Source organism: Streptomyces sp. NPDC001599 (assembly GCF_042893535.1).
GTDB lineage: Bacteria > Actinomycetota > Actinomycetes > Streptomycetales > Streptomycetaceae > Streptomyces.
On record NZ_JBIAVA010000008.1, the window covers coordinates 244,438 to 259,738 of the forward strand.

The window sequence follows — 15,301 nt, forward strand, 5'->3', positions numbered from 1 at the left end:
TCGGCCGCGAGAACGGAGACCTGCCATGTCAGCACAGCCCACCGCTCCGCCCCCGCGCCGAGGCGGCGCCGGCCAGGTCGTACGGGGTGCCGTACGGGTGCTCGCCGCGGCCGGTCTCGCCGTGGACGCGTATCTGCACGCGCACCTCGCCGACCGCTACGACGCCATCGCGTCGAGTGTCGGCCAGGGCACCCTCTTCCGCCTCGAGGCGGCCCTCGCGGCACTGGCCGCCCTGCTCGTCCTCGTCTGGCGCCGCCTCCCCGGGGACCTCTTCGCCGCGTCGGTGGCGGTCGGCGGACTCGCGCTGCTGCTCGTGTACCGCTACGTGGACGTCGGCGAACTGGGGCCGATCCCGGACATGTACGAGCCCATCTGGTACGGCCAGAAGGAAGCCGCCGCGGTCGCCCAGGCCGTCGCCGCGCTCGCCACGCTGTACCTGCTGCTCGTCCGGCCCCGAGGCGCTCGGGGCCACTGAGCCCGCAAACACACCGCCGGACACTCGCGCGCGGGGCGTTGAGGACGAAATCCCCGGGTCGGACCGGGATTCGCCGCGGCCTCGCGGCCGGTCAGGCGTAGTGCCGGTACACCGCCCGTGCCACGCAGGCGGGCTTCTCGCTGCCCTCGACCTCCACGGTGAAGGTCAGCGCCATCTGCACCCCGTTGCCCTTGACCGCGTCGACCGAGTCGACCGCGCCGTGCAGGCGGATCTTCGCGCCGACCGGCACGGGGCTCGGGAAGCGCACCTTCTCCAAGCCGTAGTTGACGCTCATGGAGATGCCGGAGATCTCCAGCAGGTCGCCGAACATCGGGATGATCAGGGACAGGGTGAGGTAGCCGTGGGCGATGGGGCCGCCGAAGGGGCCGTGCTGGGCCTTCTCCGGGTCGGTGTGGATCCACTGGTGGTCGTCGGTGGCGTCGGCGAAGGTGTTCACACGCTCCTGCGTGATCTCGAGCCAGTCGGTGCGGCCGAGGTCGCGGCCGGCGAGGGAGACGAGGCCTTCGAGGCCCTGGGCGGTGGTGGTCACGGGGTGCTGCCTTTCCACGGGGTCGGGGTGGTGGGTTCGGGGGAGGGGGCCGGATGGGCCTCGCGCACGGCCGATTTGACGATCTTGCCGGAGGCCGTCCGGGGCAGTTCCCCGGCGAAGGAGACGGTCTTCGGGATCTTGTACTTGGCGAGCCGGCCCCGCAGATGCGCGAGGATCCCGGGCCCGTCGGCGGGGCGGCCGGCCTCCAGGACGACGACGGCGTGACCGACCTCGCCCCAGACCTCGTCCGGCACGCCGACGACGGCGCACTCGCGCACCGCCGGATGACCCATCAGGGCGTCCTCCACTTCGGCCGGGTACACGTTCTCCCCGCCGGAGACGAACATGTCCTTGACCCGGTCGACGATGTAGGCGTAGCCGTCCTCGTCCGTGCGGGCGACGTCGCCCGTGCGCAGCCAGCCGTCGTCGGTGAAGGCCGCCGCGGTGTCCTCGGGGCGGCCCCAGTAGCCGGACATCACGTGGGGCCCCTGGACGAGGACCTCGCCGCGCTGCCCGGGCCCTGCGGGACTGCCGTCGGCGAGGACGACCCGGGTGTCGGTGAAGAAGTGCGGGACGCCCGCCGAACCCGCCTTGGCCGAGGTCTGTTCCCGGTCCAGGAAGAGCACGCCGGGGGACGCCTCGGTCATGCCGTACCCCTGGCTGAAGGCCAGGCCGCGGGCGAGGTACCGCTCGATGGTGCGTGCCGGGACGGGTGACCCGCCGCAGGACACGGTGCGCAGGCTGGACAGGTCGGTCGTCCGCCAGCGCGGATGGGCGGCCATCGCGTCGTACATCGTGGGCACGCCGAACATGTACGTCACGCGCCTGCGCTCGACGGCCTCCAGCACCGTCCCCGGGTCGAAGGCCTCCAGCAGCACGACCCGGCCCCCCTTGAGCAGGGTCGGCAGGCAGGTCATGTTGAGCCCGGCGGTGTGGAACAGCGGGGCGACGACCAGGGTGACCTCGTCACCGGTCAGGTCGGTGTCGACGAGGACGTTGACGCTGTTCCAGGTGATGTTGGCGTGCGAGAGCACCGCGCCCTTGGGGCGGCCCGTCGTCCCGGAGGTGTACATGATGAGGCAGGGATCGTCCGGGGCGACCGGCTCGTCCAGCGGACCGGCGTCACTGCCCGCCAGCAGATCCTCGTAGCCGCGGGCCCCACCGTCCGGCGTGCCCAGGGTGACGCGGTGCCGGACCCCGCTGTCCGCGGCGGCCGAGGCGGCCGTCTCGGCCTGCGCGGCGCCGTGGACCAGCACCGTACTGCCCGAGTCCCTGAGGCTGTACGCCAACTCCGACGCTGTCAGGCGGGTGTTGAGCGGAACGAACACGGCGCCGAGGGCGCCCGCCGCGAACAGGGTCTCCAGGAAGGCCGGGTGGTTGGGACCCAGATGGGCGACCCGGTCGCCGCGGGCGACGCCGAGGGCACGCAGCCCGTGCGCCAGACGCAGGACCCGTTCGTGCAGCAGGCGGTAGGTGATCTCGGCGTCCCGGTGGACCAGGGCGGTGCGCCCGGGGGTCTTGCGGGCCCGGCGGGCGGGCCAGGAGCCGATGCCTTGGTTCAACACGGCGTCCTCCCTCAGTCCTTGACCAGGCCGAGCAGGCGGGCGGCGTTGTCCTTGAGGATCCTGGGCCGGACCTCGGGCTTGATGTCGAGCTTCTCGAAGTCGGCGAGCCAGCGGTCCGGGGTGATGACCGGGTAGTCGGAGCCGAAGAGCACCTTGTCCTTGAGCAGCGTGTTGGCGTACCGCACCAGTTGCGGAGGGAAGTACTTCGGCGACCAGCCCGACAGGTCGATGTGGACGTGGGGCTTGTGCGTGGCGACGGCCAGGGCCTCGTCCTGCCACGGGAAGGACGGGTGCGCCAGGATGATCCGCAGTTCGGGGAAGTCCACGGCCACGTCGTCGACGAGCATGGGATTGGAGTACTTCAGCCGGATGCCGCCGCCCCCGGGCACTCCGGCGCCGATCCCGGTCTGCCCGGTGTGGAACAGCGCGGGCACACCGAGTTCCTCGACGGCCTCGTAGAGCGGGTACGCCATCCGGTCGTTCGGGGCGAACGCCTGGATGCTGGGGTGGAACTTGAAGCCGCGCACCCCGTGGTCCTCGACCAGGCGGCGTGCCTCCCGTACGCCCGCACGGCCCTTGTGCGGGTCGACACTGGCGAACGGGACGAGCACGTCGGCGTGGGCGGCGCAGCTCTCGGCGACCTCCTCGTTGGCGATGCGCGGATGGCCGGTGGCGTGTTCGGCGTCCACGGTGAACACCACGGCGGCCATGTGCCGTTCCCGGTAGTACGCGGCCATCTCGTCGATGGTCGGCTGCCGGTGGCCGTGCGCCTTGAAGTACTCCTCGGAGGCCCCGAAGAGCTCGGGGCTCAGGGCGCCGTGACCGGTGCGGGAGACCTCCGCGTGGGTGTGGACGTCGATGGCGGTCAGGGCGTCGACATCGATGACCGGATCGCTCATGTCAGGCCTCCGGTGCCTTGGGAGCAGGGATGCCGAACGTCTCGGGGGCGGCGCCGACACCGTCGTGCCAGCGCTCGCCGATCGCGTCGGCGCTCCAGCCGCCGTCGGCGAAGGCGACCGCCGCCTCCTTGGGGTGGGCCCACAGGGCCAGCCGGTCGCCGCCGATGCCGATGGCCTGCCCGGTGACGTCCTTGGCGGTGTCCGAGGCGAGGAAGGTGATCAGACCGGCCACGTCCTCGACGGTGCCGAGTCCCTCGTCCTTGCGCAGCCAGGCCGGCAGGGGCGCGCCGGTGCGCTCGGCCTCCTCGATGACCGGGGCGAAGGCCGGGATGGTCTTGGTCATCTCGGTGGCGGCGACGGGGACGACCGCGTTGACGGTGATGCCCGCCCGGGCCAGCTCCAGAGCCCAGGTCCGGGCCATCGCCACGATGCCGGCCTTGGCGGCGGCGTAGTTGGTCTGGCCGAAGTTGCCGCGCTGGCCGGCGGGGGAGGAGATCAGGATCAGCCGTCCGCCCTCACCCTGCTCGCGCATCCGCACCGCCGCGGCCCGGGCGCAGGTGAAGGTGCCGCGCAGGTGGACCTTGACCACCGAGTCGAAGTCGTCGTCCGTCATCTTCCACAGCACCCGGTCGCGCAGGATGCCGGCGTTGGTGACGAGGACGTCCAGCCGGCCGAACTCGCGCACCGCCGCCTCGGTGAGCCGTTCGGCGGCCTCGCTGTCGCCCACCGCGGCCACGACGCCGGTGGCCCTGCCGCCGGCCGCGGAGATGGCGCCGACCGCCTCGTCGACCACGTCGGCGTCGACGTCGTTGACCACGACGGCGGCGCCCGCGGCGGCCAGGGCCCGGGCGTAGGCGAGTCCCAGTCCGCGTCCGCTCCCGGTGACGACGGCGACCTTGCCCTGCAGATCCATGACTGTGCCTCTTCCTGGTGGCGGTGGGATTCCTGTGGAGCGGCGCGCCGACCGGGCCGTCACCCAGCGATTGATCGACAGGAATCCTGTCGGTTGGGTTCAGTGTTCTCTTTTAACAGGAATCCTGTCAATGGCTTAGGGTGGTCCACCGTGAGACACGGATCGGCAGTCGGTGGAGGCACAGGATGACGCGCACGCGAACGGCGGATCGGCCCGCCGGGGACGCCGGAGCCGAGACCGGAGCGGGGCCGTCGCTGCTCTACCTGCTCAAGCGGACCGAGCTCGTGGTCCGCGCGCGCCTGGAGGAGGTGCTCAAGCCCGCCGGCGTCACCGCGCTGCAGTACACGGCGCTGACCGTGCTGGAGCGCCACGACGGCATCTCCGCCGCGCAGTTGGCCCGCGACTCGTTCGTGACGGCGCAGTCGATGGCGGACATGGTGCGCGCGCTGGAGAGCCGGGGGCTGGTGCGACGCGAGCCGAACCCGTCGAACCGGCGGGAGAAGGTGATCCTGCTCGCGGACGCCGGGCGACGGCTGCTCGCCGACTATGCCGAACCGGCCCGGCTCCTGGAGCGGCGCATGGTGGCGGAGCTCGGCCCCGCCGACGTCCAGCGCTTCCGTGACGCCCTGAAGAGCGCGCACCGCGCGCTGTCCCGACCCGAGCCGGGTGACTCGCGGCGCGGGTGACGTGTGGCGCTGGTGGCGTGTGGCACGGGTGACGTGTGGCGCGGGTGACGTGTGGCCGGGCCCGGGCCCGGATTCACGGCGCCCGGTTCAGGACTTCGAGTGCGTCACCTCGTCCAGCCGCCGTGCCGCCGCCGCCTGCTCGAACGGGGTGTCCCCGTGCGCCCTGCGGTCGCCCAGCGAGGCGTACAGGCCGGCGATGGCCGCGGAGTCGTGATGGGAGACCAGTTCGGCCAGAGCGGGTGAGACCGTGCCGAGAATCTGCCGGAACCGGAGTTCGGCCAGGGGGCCCAGGCGGTCGTAGATCTCCAGGAAGACCTGCTGGGCGCGCGGCCGGTCCCAGTCGGACGGCAGCAGCTCGGCCGGCAGGTCCGGGTCGGTCTCGGGGAACCGTCGCCAGGCCACCCGGAGTTCGGTGCGGGTGCGCAGTGCCTCGGCCGGGCTGATCAGGCCCGCCGCGAGACTCTGGAGCACCGGCTCGTAGCGTTCGGTGAAGGCGCGGTACTCCTTGCTCAGCGACGTCAGGTCGAACGCGGAGGCCGGGTCGCCCCGGCGGGTGCCGGGCACCGTCACGCAGCGCAGCGCGGTCGCCGTCTCGATGCCGAGTTCCCGCAGCAGTGCCTGCGCCTCGGTGCCGAGGTCGTGGGGCGACACCCACACGCCGTCGTACAGCGCGGCGAACCGCAGCAGCCGCAGCCGGGAGCGGAGCGCGGTGCGCAGACCGCGGGCCTGCTCGGGGACGGAAAACGCGACGACCGTCCACTGTCCGTCCCACTCGGGCGCGGTCGTGCCGAAGGTCAGCATCCGGTGCGTGCGTTCGACGATCACCTCGGAGGTGCGCGCCGGGATCCCGTACGCCGTGGTGCGTCCGCTGCGGGAGGTGTCCAGGAGTCCGCGGGTCGCCAGCCGGCGCATCGCGGCTCTGGCGCCGTCGGACGTCACGTCGAAGTCGGCGAGCAGTCTCACCAGGGCTGTGGCGGGGATGTGTTCGTCGCGCCAGTACCAGAAGTCGCCCAGCAGGGACGTCAGCAGGAGCTGGGGCTCCGCCCCGTTCTGAGCCCGGGGCAGCTCGGCCTTCGACAGGTCCTTCCCCATGGCACCTCGGTTCCCTCGGTGGTCTTCGCGTCGCGTCGAAGTATCGCACGACTCTTGTCATAGGCGACACCTCATGCGACGCTCGGCATCGATACCGACAATGACGCGGATCTCCTCCCATGCAAGGGAACACCTTCATGCGTAACTTTCGAGGCCACCGTCGGTGGCGAACATGTTGCACCCTCACGACCGCGCTCGTCGCCGCCACGGCACTCGCCGGCTGCGCCGCGGACGAGGAGGACGGCGTCTCCAAGCCCTCCATCCCCGAGGTCGCCGCCCTCCACGCCGCCCTGCCGCAGTCGGTCAGGGACTCCGGCGTCCTGCGGTTCGCGGGTGACTCGCACCCGCCCTTCCGCTCGGTCGGCGCGGACGGCTCCGTGACGGGCATCGACCAGGACCTCCAGGAAGCCCTGGGACAGGTACTCGGAGTACGCACCGAGATCAAGATCGTGAACAACCTCCCCGCCGCGCTCCAGGGGATGCTCAGCGGGCGCTACAACGGCTTCAACGGGCCCGTGCAGGCCACCGTCGAACGCGAGCGTCAGTTCGACACCATCACCTGGATGACCAGCCGCACGTCCTACGTCGTGCCCAAGTCCGGCAAGACCCGGATCTCCTCCGCCGCCGACCTGTGCGGAAAGCAGGTCGCCGTGGTGAAGTCGAGCATCGTCGAGAGTCAGCTGGCCAAGCTGTCCGCGTACTGCACCGACCAGGGCAAGCGGGCCACCCGGTCGATCGGACTCGACGACACCAACGCCACTCTCCTCGCCGCCCAGTCCGGCCGGGCCGACGCCGCCGGGATGACCCAGGCCGCCGCCATCGACGTCACCGGGTCCCAGTCGGAGAAGTACGACTACGTCACCCAGACCGAGGAGCAGGGCGCCACCACCGACAACCTCGCCCTCCTCGTGCCCAAGGAGAGCAAGCTCGGCCCGGTGATCCAGAAGGCCTTCCAGAAGCTCGTCGACGACGGTGAGTACCGACGCGTCATGGAGCACTGGGGACTGAAGGACGTGATGGTCGGCAAACCCGTCCTCAACATCGCCAGCAAAGAGAGCTGAACCGTGGCCGGACCCATCCCACTGACGGAGAGCAGGATCCCCACCGACCCGAAGTCCGACGACGTCGCCCTGTCCAGACGGCGGATACGGCCCTGGCGGGTGGTGGCCGGCGTGGTGCTCGCGCTCGTGGCCGTGCTCCTCGTCCACTTCCTGGTGACCAACCCACGCCTGGAGTGGGGCGTCGTCGCGGAGTACCTCTTCGAACCCTCGGTGCTCTCCGGACTCGGCACCACCGTGTGGCTCGCCGTCGCGGCCACCGTCGTCGGCGCCGCCGTCGGCGCGGTCCTCGCCGCGGCGCAGATGTCCGACTTCCCGCCGGTCCGTTGGGCGGCCACGCTCTACATCGGCGTGTTCCGCGGCATCCCGCCCCTGGTGCAGCTCATCTTCTGGTTCAACCTCGCCTACCTCCTGCCGCGCATCTCCCTCGGCATTCCCTTCGGTCCGGAGTTCGCCTCCTGGGACGCGAACGAGGTGATCACGCCGGTCACGGCCGCCGTCGTCGGCCTGTCGCTGGTCGAGTCCGCGTACATGGCGGAGATCATCCGCGGTGGACTGCTCGGGGTGGAGCAGGGACAGCGGGACGCGGCCCGGGCGATGGGCTTCACCCCTGCCCAGACCTTCTTCCGGGTCGTGATCCCGCAGGCGATGCGTGTGATCATCCCGCCGGCCGGCAGCCAGTTCATCAGCGTGCTCAAGGGGACGGCGCTGGTCTCGGTGATCGCCATGTCCGACCTGCTGCACTCGGTCCAGGTCGTCTACAACCGCACCTACGAAATCGTCCCCATGCTCATCGTGGCCTGTCTCTGGTACCTCGCCGTCGTCACCCTGTTCACCGTCGGACAGCGCTGGCTGGAACGGCACTTCTCCCGGGGCCACACCGCCGGCGGCCCCACCCGCCGCCCGAAGAAGACCACGGACGGAGCGTCCGCATGACCACTGGACCCGCCCTGCGCGTGCGGGGCATACGCAAGAACTTCGGCGACCACGCCGCCCTCGACGGAGTCGACCTCGACGTCGCCGACGGAGAGGTCGTCACGATCATCGGGCCCTCCGGCTCCGGCAAGTCCACCCTCATCCGGTGCGTGCACCAGCTGGAGACCATCGACTCCGGCGCGATCTACCTGGACGGCGAACTGCTCGGCCACGAACACCACCGCGGCACCCTGCGCCCCCTCGGCGCCCGCCGGGTCGCCGCCCAGCGCGGCCGGATGAGCATGGTCTTCCAGCAGTTCCACCTCATCCCGCACTTCACCGTGCTCCGCAACATCACCGAGGCGCCGGTGCGCGTCCACGGCAGGTCCCGCGAGGAGGCCGAGGCCGAAGGACGTGACCTGCTCGCACGCGTCGGGCTCGCCGACCGCGCCGCCCACTATCCGCGTCAGCTCTCCGGAGGCCAGCAGCAGCGGGTGGCGATCGCGCGGGCCGTCGCGGCCCGGCCCCGCGTGATGCTCTTCGACGAACCCACCAGCGCCCTCGATCCCGAACTCGTCGACGAAGTACTCGCCGTCATGCGGAAGCTGGCCACCGAGGGCATGACGATGGTCGTGGTGACCCACGAGATCGCCTTCGCCCGCGAGGTCGCCGACCGCTGCGTCTTCATGGAGGCGGGCCGCATCGTCGAGAGCGGAACAGCCGACGAGATGCTCACCAACCCCCGTACCGCGCGGCTGCGTTCGTTTCTCGCCCGGCATCGCGACAGCAGCGACTCACCCCAGGAGACCGTCTCGTGATCACCGTCGCCTCGGTCGGGGACCTCATCCTCGACGAGCCCGACCCCGCCTCGTTCCTGGCCCCCTCGGCACCCCTGCTGAGCGCCGCGGACGTCACCGTCGGGCACGTCGAGGTCCCGCACTCGACCACCACCGTCCAGCAGAGCACCGACGTCCCCGCACCCCCGGCCGACCCCGCCGCACTCACGGCGCTCGCCGAGGCCGGCTTCGACGTCGTCACGCTCGCCGGAAACCACATCTACGACGCGGGCGACACCGGCGTCGCCGACACCGTCGCGCACGCCCGACGGGCCGGCCTGGCCACCGCCGGCGCCGGAGCCGACCTCGACGAGGCGAGCACCCCCGCCCTGGTCGAGCGCGGCGGGCTGCGGATCGGTGTCCTCTCCTACAACTGCGTGGGCCCGCGCGAGTCCTGGGCCACCTCGCGCAAGGCGGGCTGCGCCTACGTACACGTCCTCACCCACTACGAACTCGACCACGCCAGTCCCGGCGGCCCGCCGAAGACGTACACCTTCGCCGACCCGGACAGCCTGACCCGGCTCCAGACCGACGTGGCGGCCCTGCGCGAGCGTGCCGACGTCGTCCTCGTCGGTCTCCACAAGGGTGTCGGCCACACCCCCGCCGCCGTCGCCATGTACGAGTCACCGGTGGCCCGCGCCGCCATCGACGCCGGCGCCGACGCCGTCTTCGGCCACCACGCCCACATCATGCGCGGCATCGAGACCTACCGGGGCCGCCCGATCTTCCACGGCCTCGGCAACTTCGTCACCGTGACCCGTGCGCTGACACCGGACGCGACCAGCCGCTCCAGCGCGGAGCTGACCGCATGGGCCCACCGCCGCAAGGAGCTGTACGGCTTCGCCCCGGATCCCGGCATGCCCGCCTACCCCTTCCACCCGGAGAGCCGCAACACCGCGATCGCCGTGTGCCGTTTCGACGGCGAAGGACGCGTCGAGGCGGGCTTCGAACCCTGCCGGATCGACGACCGGGGGCGCCCGGTGCCCTGCGGCGACACCGACGAGGGCCGACGGGTCACCGACTACATCGAGCACATCACCCGCACCGCGGGCCTGAACGGCCGGTTCGTCCGTGAGGACGGCCGCGTCATGATCGAGCTGAACAACGAGAGGGCGTCATGAGCGACCAGCCACTGGCCGGACGGACCGTCATCGACCTGACCACCGCGCTGGCCGGCCCCTACGCCACCCTGCTCCTGGCCGGGCTCGGAGCCACCGTCATCAAGGTCGAGAACCCGGCCACGGGCGGTGACTCCTCGCGCAACAACGCCCCCTACGTCGGCGGCGACGGCCTCTCCGTGTCCCGGCGGAGCCCCGACGACATGTCGGTCTCGATGCTCGCCCGCGGCCGCAACAAGCTCAGCGTCACCCTCAACCTCAAGGACGCGCGCTCCCGGCGGGTCTTCGAGGACCTCGTACGCGACGCCGACGTCCTCGTGGAGAACTACAGCCCCGGCGTCACCGGCCGCCTCGGCATCGACTACGCGGCCGTCCACGAGCTCAACCCGCGGCTCGTCTACACGTCCATCACCGGCTTCGGCAGCCAGGGCGGCCCCGGCTCCGGCAAGGCGATGGACTCCATCATCCAGGCGCTGTCCGGCGTCATGCTCACCGCGGGCGAGCCGGACGAGGGACCGGTGCGCTTCGGACTTCCCGTCGGTGACATGCTCGCCCCGCTGTTCGCGGTCATCGGCACCCTGTCGGCGCTCATGCAGGCCGACCAGAGCGGCGAGGGACAGCACGTCGACGTCTCCATGCTCGGTGCGCTCACCTCCCTGGTGGCGTGCGAGCCCTTCGACGCCTTCGCAGCGGTCGGCATGCCGCAGCGCACCGGCGCGATGGTCCCGCGCCTCGCCCCCTTCGGCATCCTGCCCACCGCCGACGGCCACATAGCCCTGTCCGCGCCCACCGACGCCTTCGCCCACGGCGCCCTGCGCGCCGTCGGCCGGCCCGACCTGATCGACGACGCCCGCTTCCACAGCCGCGACCAGCGGGTCCGCCACGCCGACGAGATCCACGCCCTGATCCGGGAGTGGAGCAGCGCCCGCCCCACCGCCGAGGCGCTCGACGCGTTCACCGAGCACGGCGTGCCGGCGGCCGAGGTGCGCGAGCCCAGGGACGCCGTACGGGACCCGCTCGTGCAGCAGCGCGAGGAGGTCGTCCCCGTCACCCACCCGACGCACGGCCCCGTCGAGGGCCTGGCCACCACCGGCGTCCCCATCAGGTTCTCCGCCGCCCGCGCGGGCTTCGACCGGCCCGCCCCGGCGCTCGGCGAGCACAACGACGCGGTGTACCGCGAGAGGCTCGGCTACAGCCCCGAGGAACTCGCCGAGCTGGCCGCCGAGTCGGTGATCTGATCCCGCCGCACCCGGGTCGCCGCTCCACCGCACCCCCGCACCACCTGGAGGAACTCCCCATGTCCGCTGCCCTCGCGCGGCTCACCTCCCACGGCACCGACCGCCGCGCGGCCGCCGACGAGTTCAGAGCACGCCACCACGGCGGGGTGATCGGCTACGTCGGCGCCGACGTCCCCGTCGAGTACATCACCGCCGCCGGGCTGCTGCCCCTGCGCCTGTCCGGCAGCCCCGGCACCCCGAGCACGGCCGGCGACCGCTACCTCGGCACCGGCCTGGACCCGGCCGCCCGCTCCGTGCTCACCCGCCTGCTCGCAGGCGACTTCGGCCCGCTGGACGGCATCGTCGTCTCCCGCGACTGCGAGGCGTCCCTGCGGTTGTTCTACGCGCTGCGCGAGCTGCGCCGCGTGGACCCCGCCCTGGCCCTGCCGCCGGTGCACCTGGTCGACGTGCTGCACCTGCCGCACCGCACGACCACGCGCTATGTGCGCGCCAAGCTCAGCCAGTTGCGGGCCACCGTCGAGACCTGGGCCGGCCGGCCGATCGACGACGGGGCCCTCGCCGACGCCATCACCGCCCACGACCGGCTCCGGGAGCTGCTCACCCGGGTCGCCGCCCTGCGCCGGTCGCAGCCGGCCCGCCTCACCGGTACCCAGGCGCTCACCGTCGTGGCCGCGACCACCGTCCTGCCCGTCGGGCGTGCCACCGCGCTCCTCGAAGAGCTGCTCACCGAGGCGGACCACCTGCCCGAGCACGAAGGACTCAGAGTGTTCCTCACCGGAAGCCCGCACGACACGGGACACGTCTACACCGCCCTGGAGGACAGCGGCCTGCTCGTCGTCGGCGAGGACCACGACTGGGGGGACCTGCTCTCCCTGCGCCGGACCGCCGCCCCCACCGAGGCGGCACTCGCCGAGCGCTACCAGTACAACGGGCCCGCGGCCCCCCGCGCCTCGATCCGCGCCCGCGCCGGACACACCCGGTGTGCCGCCCGGGAGTGCGGTGCGCAGGCACTCGTCGGTTACGCCCGGGTGCGCGACGACGCCCCGGGCTGGGACTACTCGGCCCAGCGGGAGGCGACCGGACTGCCGTCCGTGCTGCTGAACCGGCAGCCGTACGGCGCGCTCGGCGCCGAGGCGGCCGAAAAACTGGCGGGGCTGACGAGGACGGTGCGACCGGCCGGGCCGCGTGCCCGCGCGGAGGCCGCCCGATGAGCGCCGCCCGACTGGCCTCCGCGTCGGCGGCGACCGCCCACCAGCGGCAGTGGTTCGCCGACCTCAGGAAGGAAGTGGCGGACGGCGGGCACCTCGCGCTGGTCAACGCCGACGCCCCCCAGGAGATCTTCCGCGCCATGGGCATCCCGTACGTCGTCAACCAGTGGTGGTCCTCGATCGTCACGGCCAAACGACGCGCCCAGGACTACCTCGGGCTCCTGCGCGAGCGGGGCTACCCCGACGACAGCGAGCAGTACAGCTCCATCCCCCTGGCCTCGGCCTTCGACCCGGACCCGGCGAACGCGCCCTGGGGCGGACTGCCCCGGCCCTCCATCGTCCTCGCGGAGACCACGGGCGACGCCTCCCGGAAGATCTTCGACATCTGGGACACCCAACCCGGCGTCTCCTTCTACCCCCTGGAGAGCGCCGCCGAGAACGACGTCCCCACGCGCTGGTGGGAACTGATGCCGCGGGACTGGGAACGGGCCGTCGGCAGCGACCGCCTGGACCTCATGACCGGCGAACTCGAAGGCCTCATCAGGTTCCTGGAGCAGACCACCGGCAGGGTGTTCTCCGAAACCCGCTTCGCCGAGGTCATGACCCTCGTCAACGAGCAGCAGGAGTGGAACCGCCGCACCCGCGACCTGATCGCCCGGGCACGCCCCTGCCCGCTGCCGGTCAACGACAGCATCCCCAGCGTGATGATCCCGCAGTGGCACCGCGGCACCACCTGGGCGCGCGACGCCGCCCGCGCCTTCCACGACGAGGTCGCCGAGCGCGTGTCCGCCGGCACCTCCGTCGGCCCGGAGGAACGGGCCAGGCTCATGTGGATCGGCCGCGGACTCTGGTTCGACCTCGACTTCTACCGGCGCTTCGAGGACAGCCACGGAGCGGTGTTCGTCTGGTCCATGTACCTCGCGATCGCCGCCGACGGCTACCTGCGCTACGGCGGCGACCCGCTGCGCGCCCTGGCCGCCCGCTTCGCGGCCTTCTCCGACCAGCTCTACACCCCGCCCTGGTCGGCCGAGTGGTACGTGAAGGAGGCCCGCCACCACGGCGTCGACGGCGTGGTGCACCTGGTCTCCGAGGACGCGAGGGGCAGCTACTTCACCACCCGTGCCCTTGAGGCCGCCGGCATCCCGGTGCTCGAACTGCACGCCGACAACGTGGATTCCCGCGGCGCCGACGGCGACGCCCTCACCCGCACCGTCGGCGACTGGCTCGACGGGCACGTCCTCGCCGGTGACTGACCCGGCACCCGGCCTGCGGGAGGGCGCTACCCCGGAGCGCATGGCCGTACCACTTGCCGCGGTCGCCCTCGCCGCCGTACTCCCGGTGCGGGGGACCCCGCTCGAGGCGCGCGGGTAGTCTGCCTGACCCCAAGGGCCCCGCCGGACGCTCGTCCGGCGGGGCCCTTGGGGTCAGGGCCGGCCGGTCAGCCGACGTAGGGGCGGTTGAAGACGGGCGGTCGGTAGTGCACGTAGCGGCCCGGCGTCTGCCCGGCCCGGCGGGCCAACCGGTTCAGGCCGTCCGGGGTGGCCGAGCCGGACCAGTGCCCGGTCCTCAGCCGCTCCGTCATCGCCGTGATCGCCGCGACCTGCTCGCCGGTCGTGAAACCGCAGTGCCCGACCGTCCGCAGGTAGCTCTGGCGCAGCAGCGCCGCCTTCCCGGCCGCGCGCACCGCCTCTCCGTACGACTGCTGCTGGGCGACGGTGGAGATCTGGTCGCCGATCGGACTGACCGTGAGCACCGGGACCGCCAGGTCACCGTCGAAGACGATGCCCCGCTCCAGGTACGCCACCGCCGCCGGGTCGGCCCCGGTCCTCGGCGCACGGGACAGGATGCCCAGGTCGGCGCGGAGGTCCAGGCCCGCACGGGCATACAGCTCCCGGACCGTCCGCCGCTGCTCCGGGCTCGCCGACGCGAACTGACGGGCGTAGTCGATGCCCGTGTTCCACGAGGGGTTGCCGCCCGCCAGCGTCTCGATGGACCGCCGACTGCTCATCGCCTGGCCGATGTACGGCTGCGAGCCGCCGGCGAGCGCCAGGTACATGCCCTCCTGCACGGCGTCCGCGTCGCCGGGATCGGGCATCGGTGTGGCCGCCCCGCCCGCGTCCAGGCCCCAGCCCGGCAACTGCCCGATCGCCGCGGCCAGCGCGATCCGGGCGCGGCCCGCAGGGGTCTCCTGGGCCGAGGCCAGCGCCGATCTCCAGGCCGAGGTGGCCGCTCCGGTGTCCGCGGGAATCTCCGTGACCGGCAGCGTACTGCCCGCGAAGAGCAGGTTCTTCAGCGTGAAGACGGTGTCCAGCTTCTGGTTCCACTGCCCCACAGAGCCGCCGAGACCACCGCAGAAGGGGACGGCGGCGTCGAAGACACCGGGGTGGACCTGCGCGACGCCCGCCGACACGAAACCGCCCATCGAGCGTCCGGAGGCGACGGCCCACCGGGGACGGCCCACGGCCTCCTCGAACCGCCCGAGGGCGGAGGCCTGGTTGTCGACGGCCTCGGCGATGCGCCAGCCCGTGACGTCGCGGGTGGTGCCGCCCACGGCGTAACCCCGCCCGGTGAGTTCCGCGGTCAGCGGCTCCTCGGCGGGGCGGCTCGCGAAGTCGAGGTCGACGATCACCACGCCGTTCCAGCGGTCGGGGACCACGAACCGGTACGGCGTGCCGTCGGCCAGCTCCCCACCCGTACAGCTCACGTCGGCGGGGCTCCCTTCGGGACACGGCCCGGTGCCGCGCGGCG

At 72.3% G+C, this 15,301-nt stretch carries 15 protein-coding genes; 9 read left to right on the plus strand and 6 right to left on the minus strand.

The window, feature by feature from the left end; translation table 11 throughout:
- Positions 1–25 precede the first annotated feature (25 nt).
- Entirely contained in the window at positions 26–475 is a 450-nt protein-coding gene (locus tag ACFYZ3_RS21950; RefSeq protein WP_388520223.1) for a hypothetical protein, read from the plus strand.
- A 91-nt stretch (positions 476–566) separates the two neighbouring features.
- Here the strand turns inward: ACFYZ3_RS21950 and ACFYZ3_RS21955 are convergent, their stop codons facing one another.
- From ACFYZ3_RS21955 to ACFYZ3_RS21970, 4 genes are read right to left on the minus strand one after another with little or no spacing between them, the layout of a single operon-like run.
- Complete coding sequence (locus tag ACFYZ3_RS21955) at positions 567–1,025, minus strand: MaoC family dehydratase (RefSeq protein WP_388520226.1); 459 nt, start codon at positions 1,023–1,025, stop codon at positions 567–569.
- Positions 1,022–2,590: a long-chain fatty acid--CoA ligase gene (locus tag ACFYZ3_RS21960; protein WP_388520229.1), complete on the minus strand. Its 1,569-nt coding sequence runs from the start codon at positions 2,588–2,590 to the stop codon at positions 1,022–1,024. The genes ACFYZ3_RS21955 and ACFYZ3_RS21960 overlap by 4 nt, the downstream gene beginning before the upstream one ends.
- Positions 2,591–2,601: 11 nt before the next feature.
- A complete protein-coding gene (locus ACFYZ3_RS21965) occupies positions 2,602–3,489 on the minus strand; it encodes an amidohydrolase family protein (RefSeq protein ID WP_388520232.1) in 888 nt (295 codons plus the stop codon).
- A gap of 1 nt (position 3,490) precedes the next feature.
- A complete protein-coding gene (locus ACFYZ3_RS21970) occupies positions 3,491–4,402 on the minus strand; it encodes an SDR family oxidoreductase (RefSeq protein WP_388520235.1) in 912 nt (303 codons plus the stop codon).
- Positions 4,403–4,587: 185 nt separating this feature from the next.
- On the opposite strand from ACFYZ3_RS21970, the gene ACFYZ3_RS21975 reads away from it, so the two are divergent.
- A complete protein-coding gene (locus tag ACFYZ3_RS21975) occupies positions 4,588–5,088 on the plus strand; it encodes a MarR family winged helix-turn-helix transcriptional regulator (RefSeq protein WP_388520237.1) in 501 nt (166 codons plus the stop codon).
- 87 nt (positions 5,089–5,175) lie between these two features.
- Here ACFYZ3_RS21975 and ACFYZ3_RS21980 read toward each other — a convergent pair whose 3' ends face one another.
- On the minus strand, positions 5,176–6,180 hold the full coding sequence (locus tag ACFYZ3_RS21980; protein WP_388520240.1) for a PaaX family transcriptional regulator C-terminal domain-containing protein: 1,005 nt from the start codon (positions 6,178–6,180) through the stop codon (positions 5,176–5,178).
- A gap of 137 nt (positions 6,181–6,317) precedes the next feature.
- On the opposite strand from ACFYZ3_RS21980, the gene ACFYZ3_RS21985 reads away from it, so the two are divergent.
- Genes ACFYZ3_RS21985 through ACFYZ3_RS22015 form a run of 7 tightly spaced genes read left to right on the plus strand, consistent with a single transcriptional unit; the run spans position 6,318 to position 13,806 of the window.
- A complete protein-coding gene (locus ACFYZ3_RS21985) occupies positions 6,318–7,241 on the plus strand; it encodes a transporter substrate-binding domain-containing protein (RefSeq protein ID WP_388520243.1) in 924 nt (307 codons plus the stop codon).
- A 3-nt stretch (positions 7,242–7,244) separates the two neighbouring features.
- Complete coding sequence (locus ACFYZ3_RS21990; RefSeq protein WP_388520246.1) at positions 7,245–8,174, plus strand: amino acid ABC transporter permease; 930 nt, start codon at positions 7,245–7,247, stop codon at positions 8,172–8,174.
- Positions 8,171–8,971 (plus strand): amino acid ABC transporter ATP-binding protein, encoded by an 801-nt coding sequence (locus ACFYZ3_RS21995; RefSeq protein ID WP_388520249.1) that lies wholly within the window; start codon positions 8,171–8,173, stop codon positions 8,969–8,971. Before ACFYZ3_RS21990 ends, ACFYZ3_RS21995 begins: the two co-directional genes overlap by 4 nt.
- Positions 8,968–10,110 (plus strand): CapA family protein, encoded by a 1,143-nt coding sequence (locus ACFYZ3_RS22000; protein WP_388520252.1) that lies wholly within the window; start codon positions 8,968–8,970, stop codon positions 10,108–10,110. Before ACFYZ3_RS21995 ends, ACFYZ3_RS22000 begins: the two co-directional genes overlap by 4 nt.
- Positions 10,107–11,345, plus strand: coding sequence for a CaiB/BaiF CoA transferase family protein (locus ACFYZ3_RS22005; RefSeq protein WP_388520255.1), 1,239 nt, complete (start codon positions 10,107–10,109; stop codon positions 11,343–11,345). Before ACFYZ3_RS22000 ends, ACFYZ3_RS22005 begins: the two co-directional genes overlap by 4 nt.
- 59 nt (positions 11,346–11,404) lie before the next feature.
- The gene (locus tag ACFYZ3_RS22010; protein WP_388520257.1) at positions 11,405–12,556 is read left to right on the plus strand and encodes a 2-hydroxyacyl-CoA dehydratase; all 1,152 of its coding nucleotides are present in this window, start codon (positions 11,405–11,407) and stop codon (positions 12,554–12,556) included.
- Positions 12,553–13,806: a 2-hydroxyacyl-CoA dehydratase gene (locus tag ACFYZ3_RS22015; RefSeq protein ID WP_388520259.1), complete on the plus strand. Its 1,254-nt coding sequence runs from the start codon at positions 12,553–12,555 to the stop codon at positions 13,804–13,806. The genes ACFYZ3_RS22010 and ACFYZ3_RS22015 overlap by 4 nt, the downstream gene beginning before the upstream one ends.
- Before the next feature lie 185 nt (positions 13,807–13,991).
- Here ACFYZ3_RS22015 and ACFYZ3_RS22020 read toward each other — a convergent pair whose 3' ends face one another.
- Positions 13,992–15,257: an alpha/beta hydrolase family protein gene (locus tag ACFYZ3_RS22020; protein WP_388520261.1), complete on the minus strand. Its 1,266-nt coding sequence runs from the start codon at positions 15,255–15,257 to the stop codon at positions 13,992–13,994.
- Between the last annotated feature and the right edge of the window lie 44 nt (positions 15,258–15,301).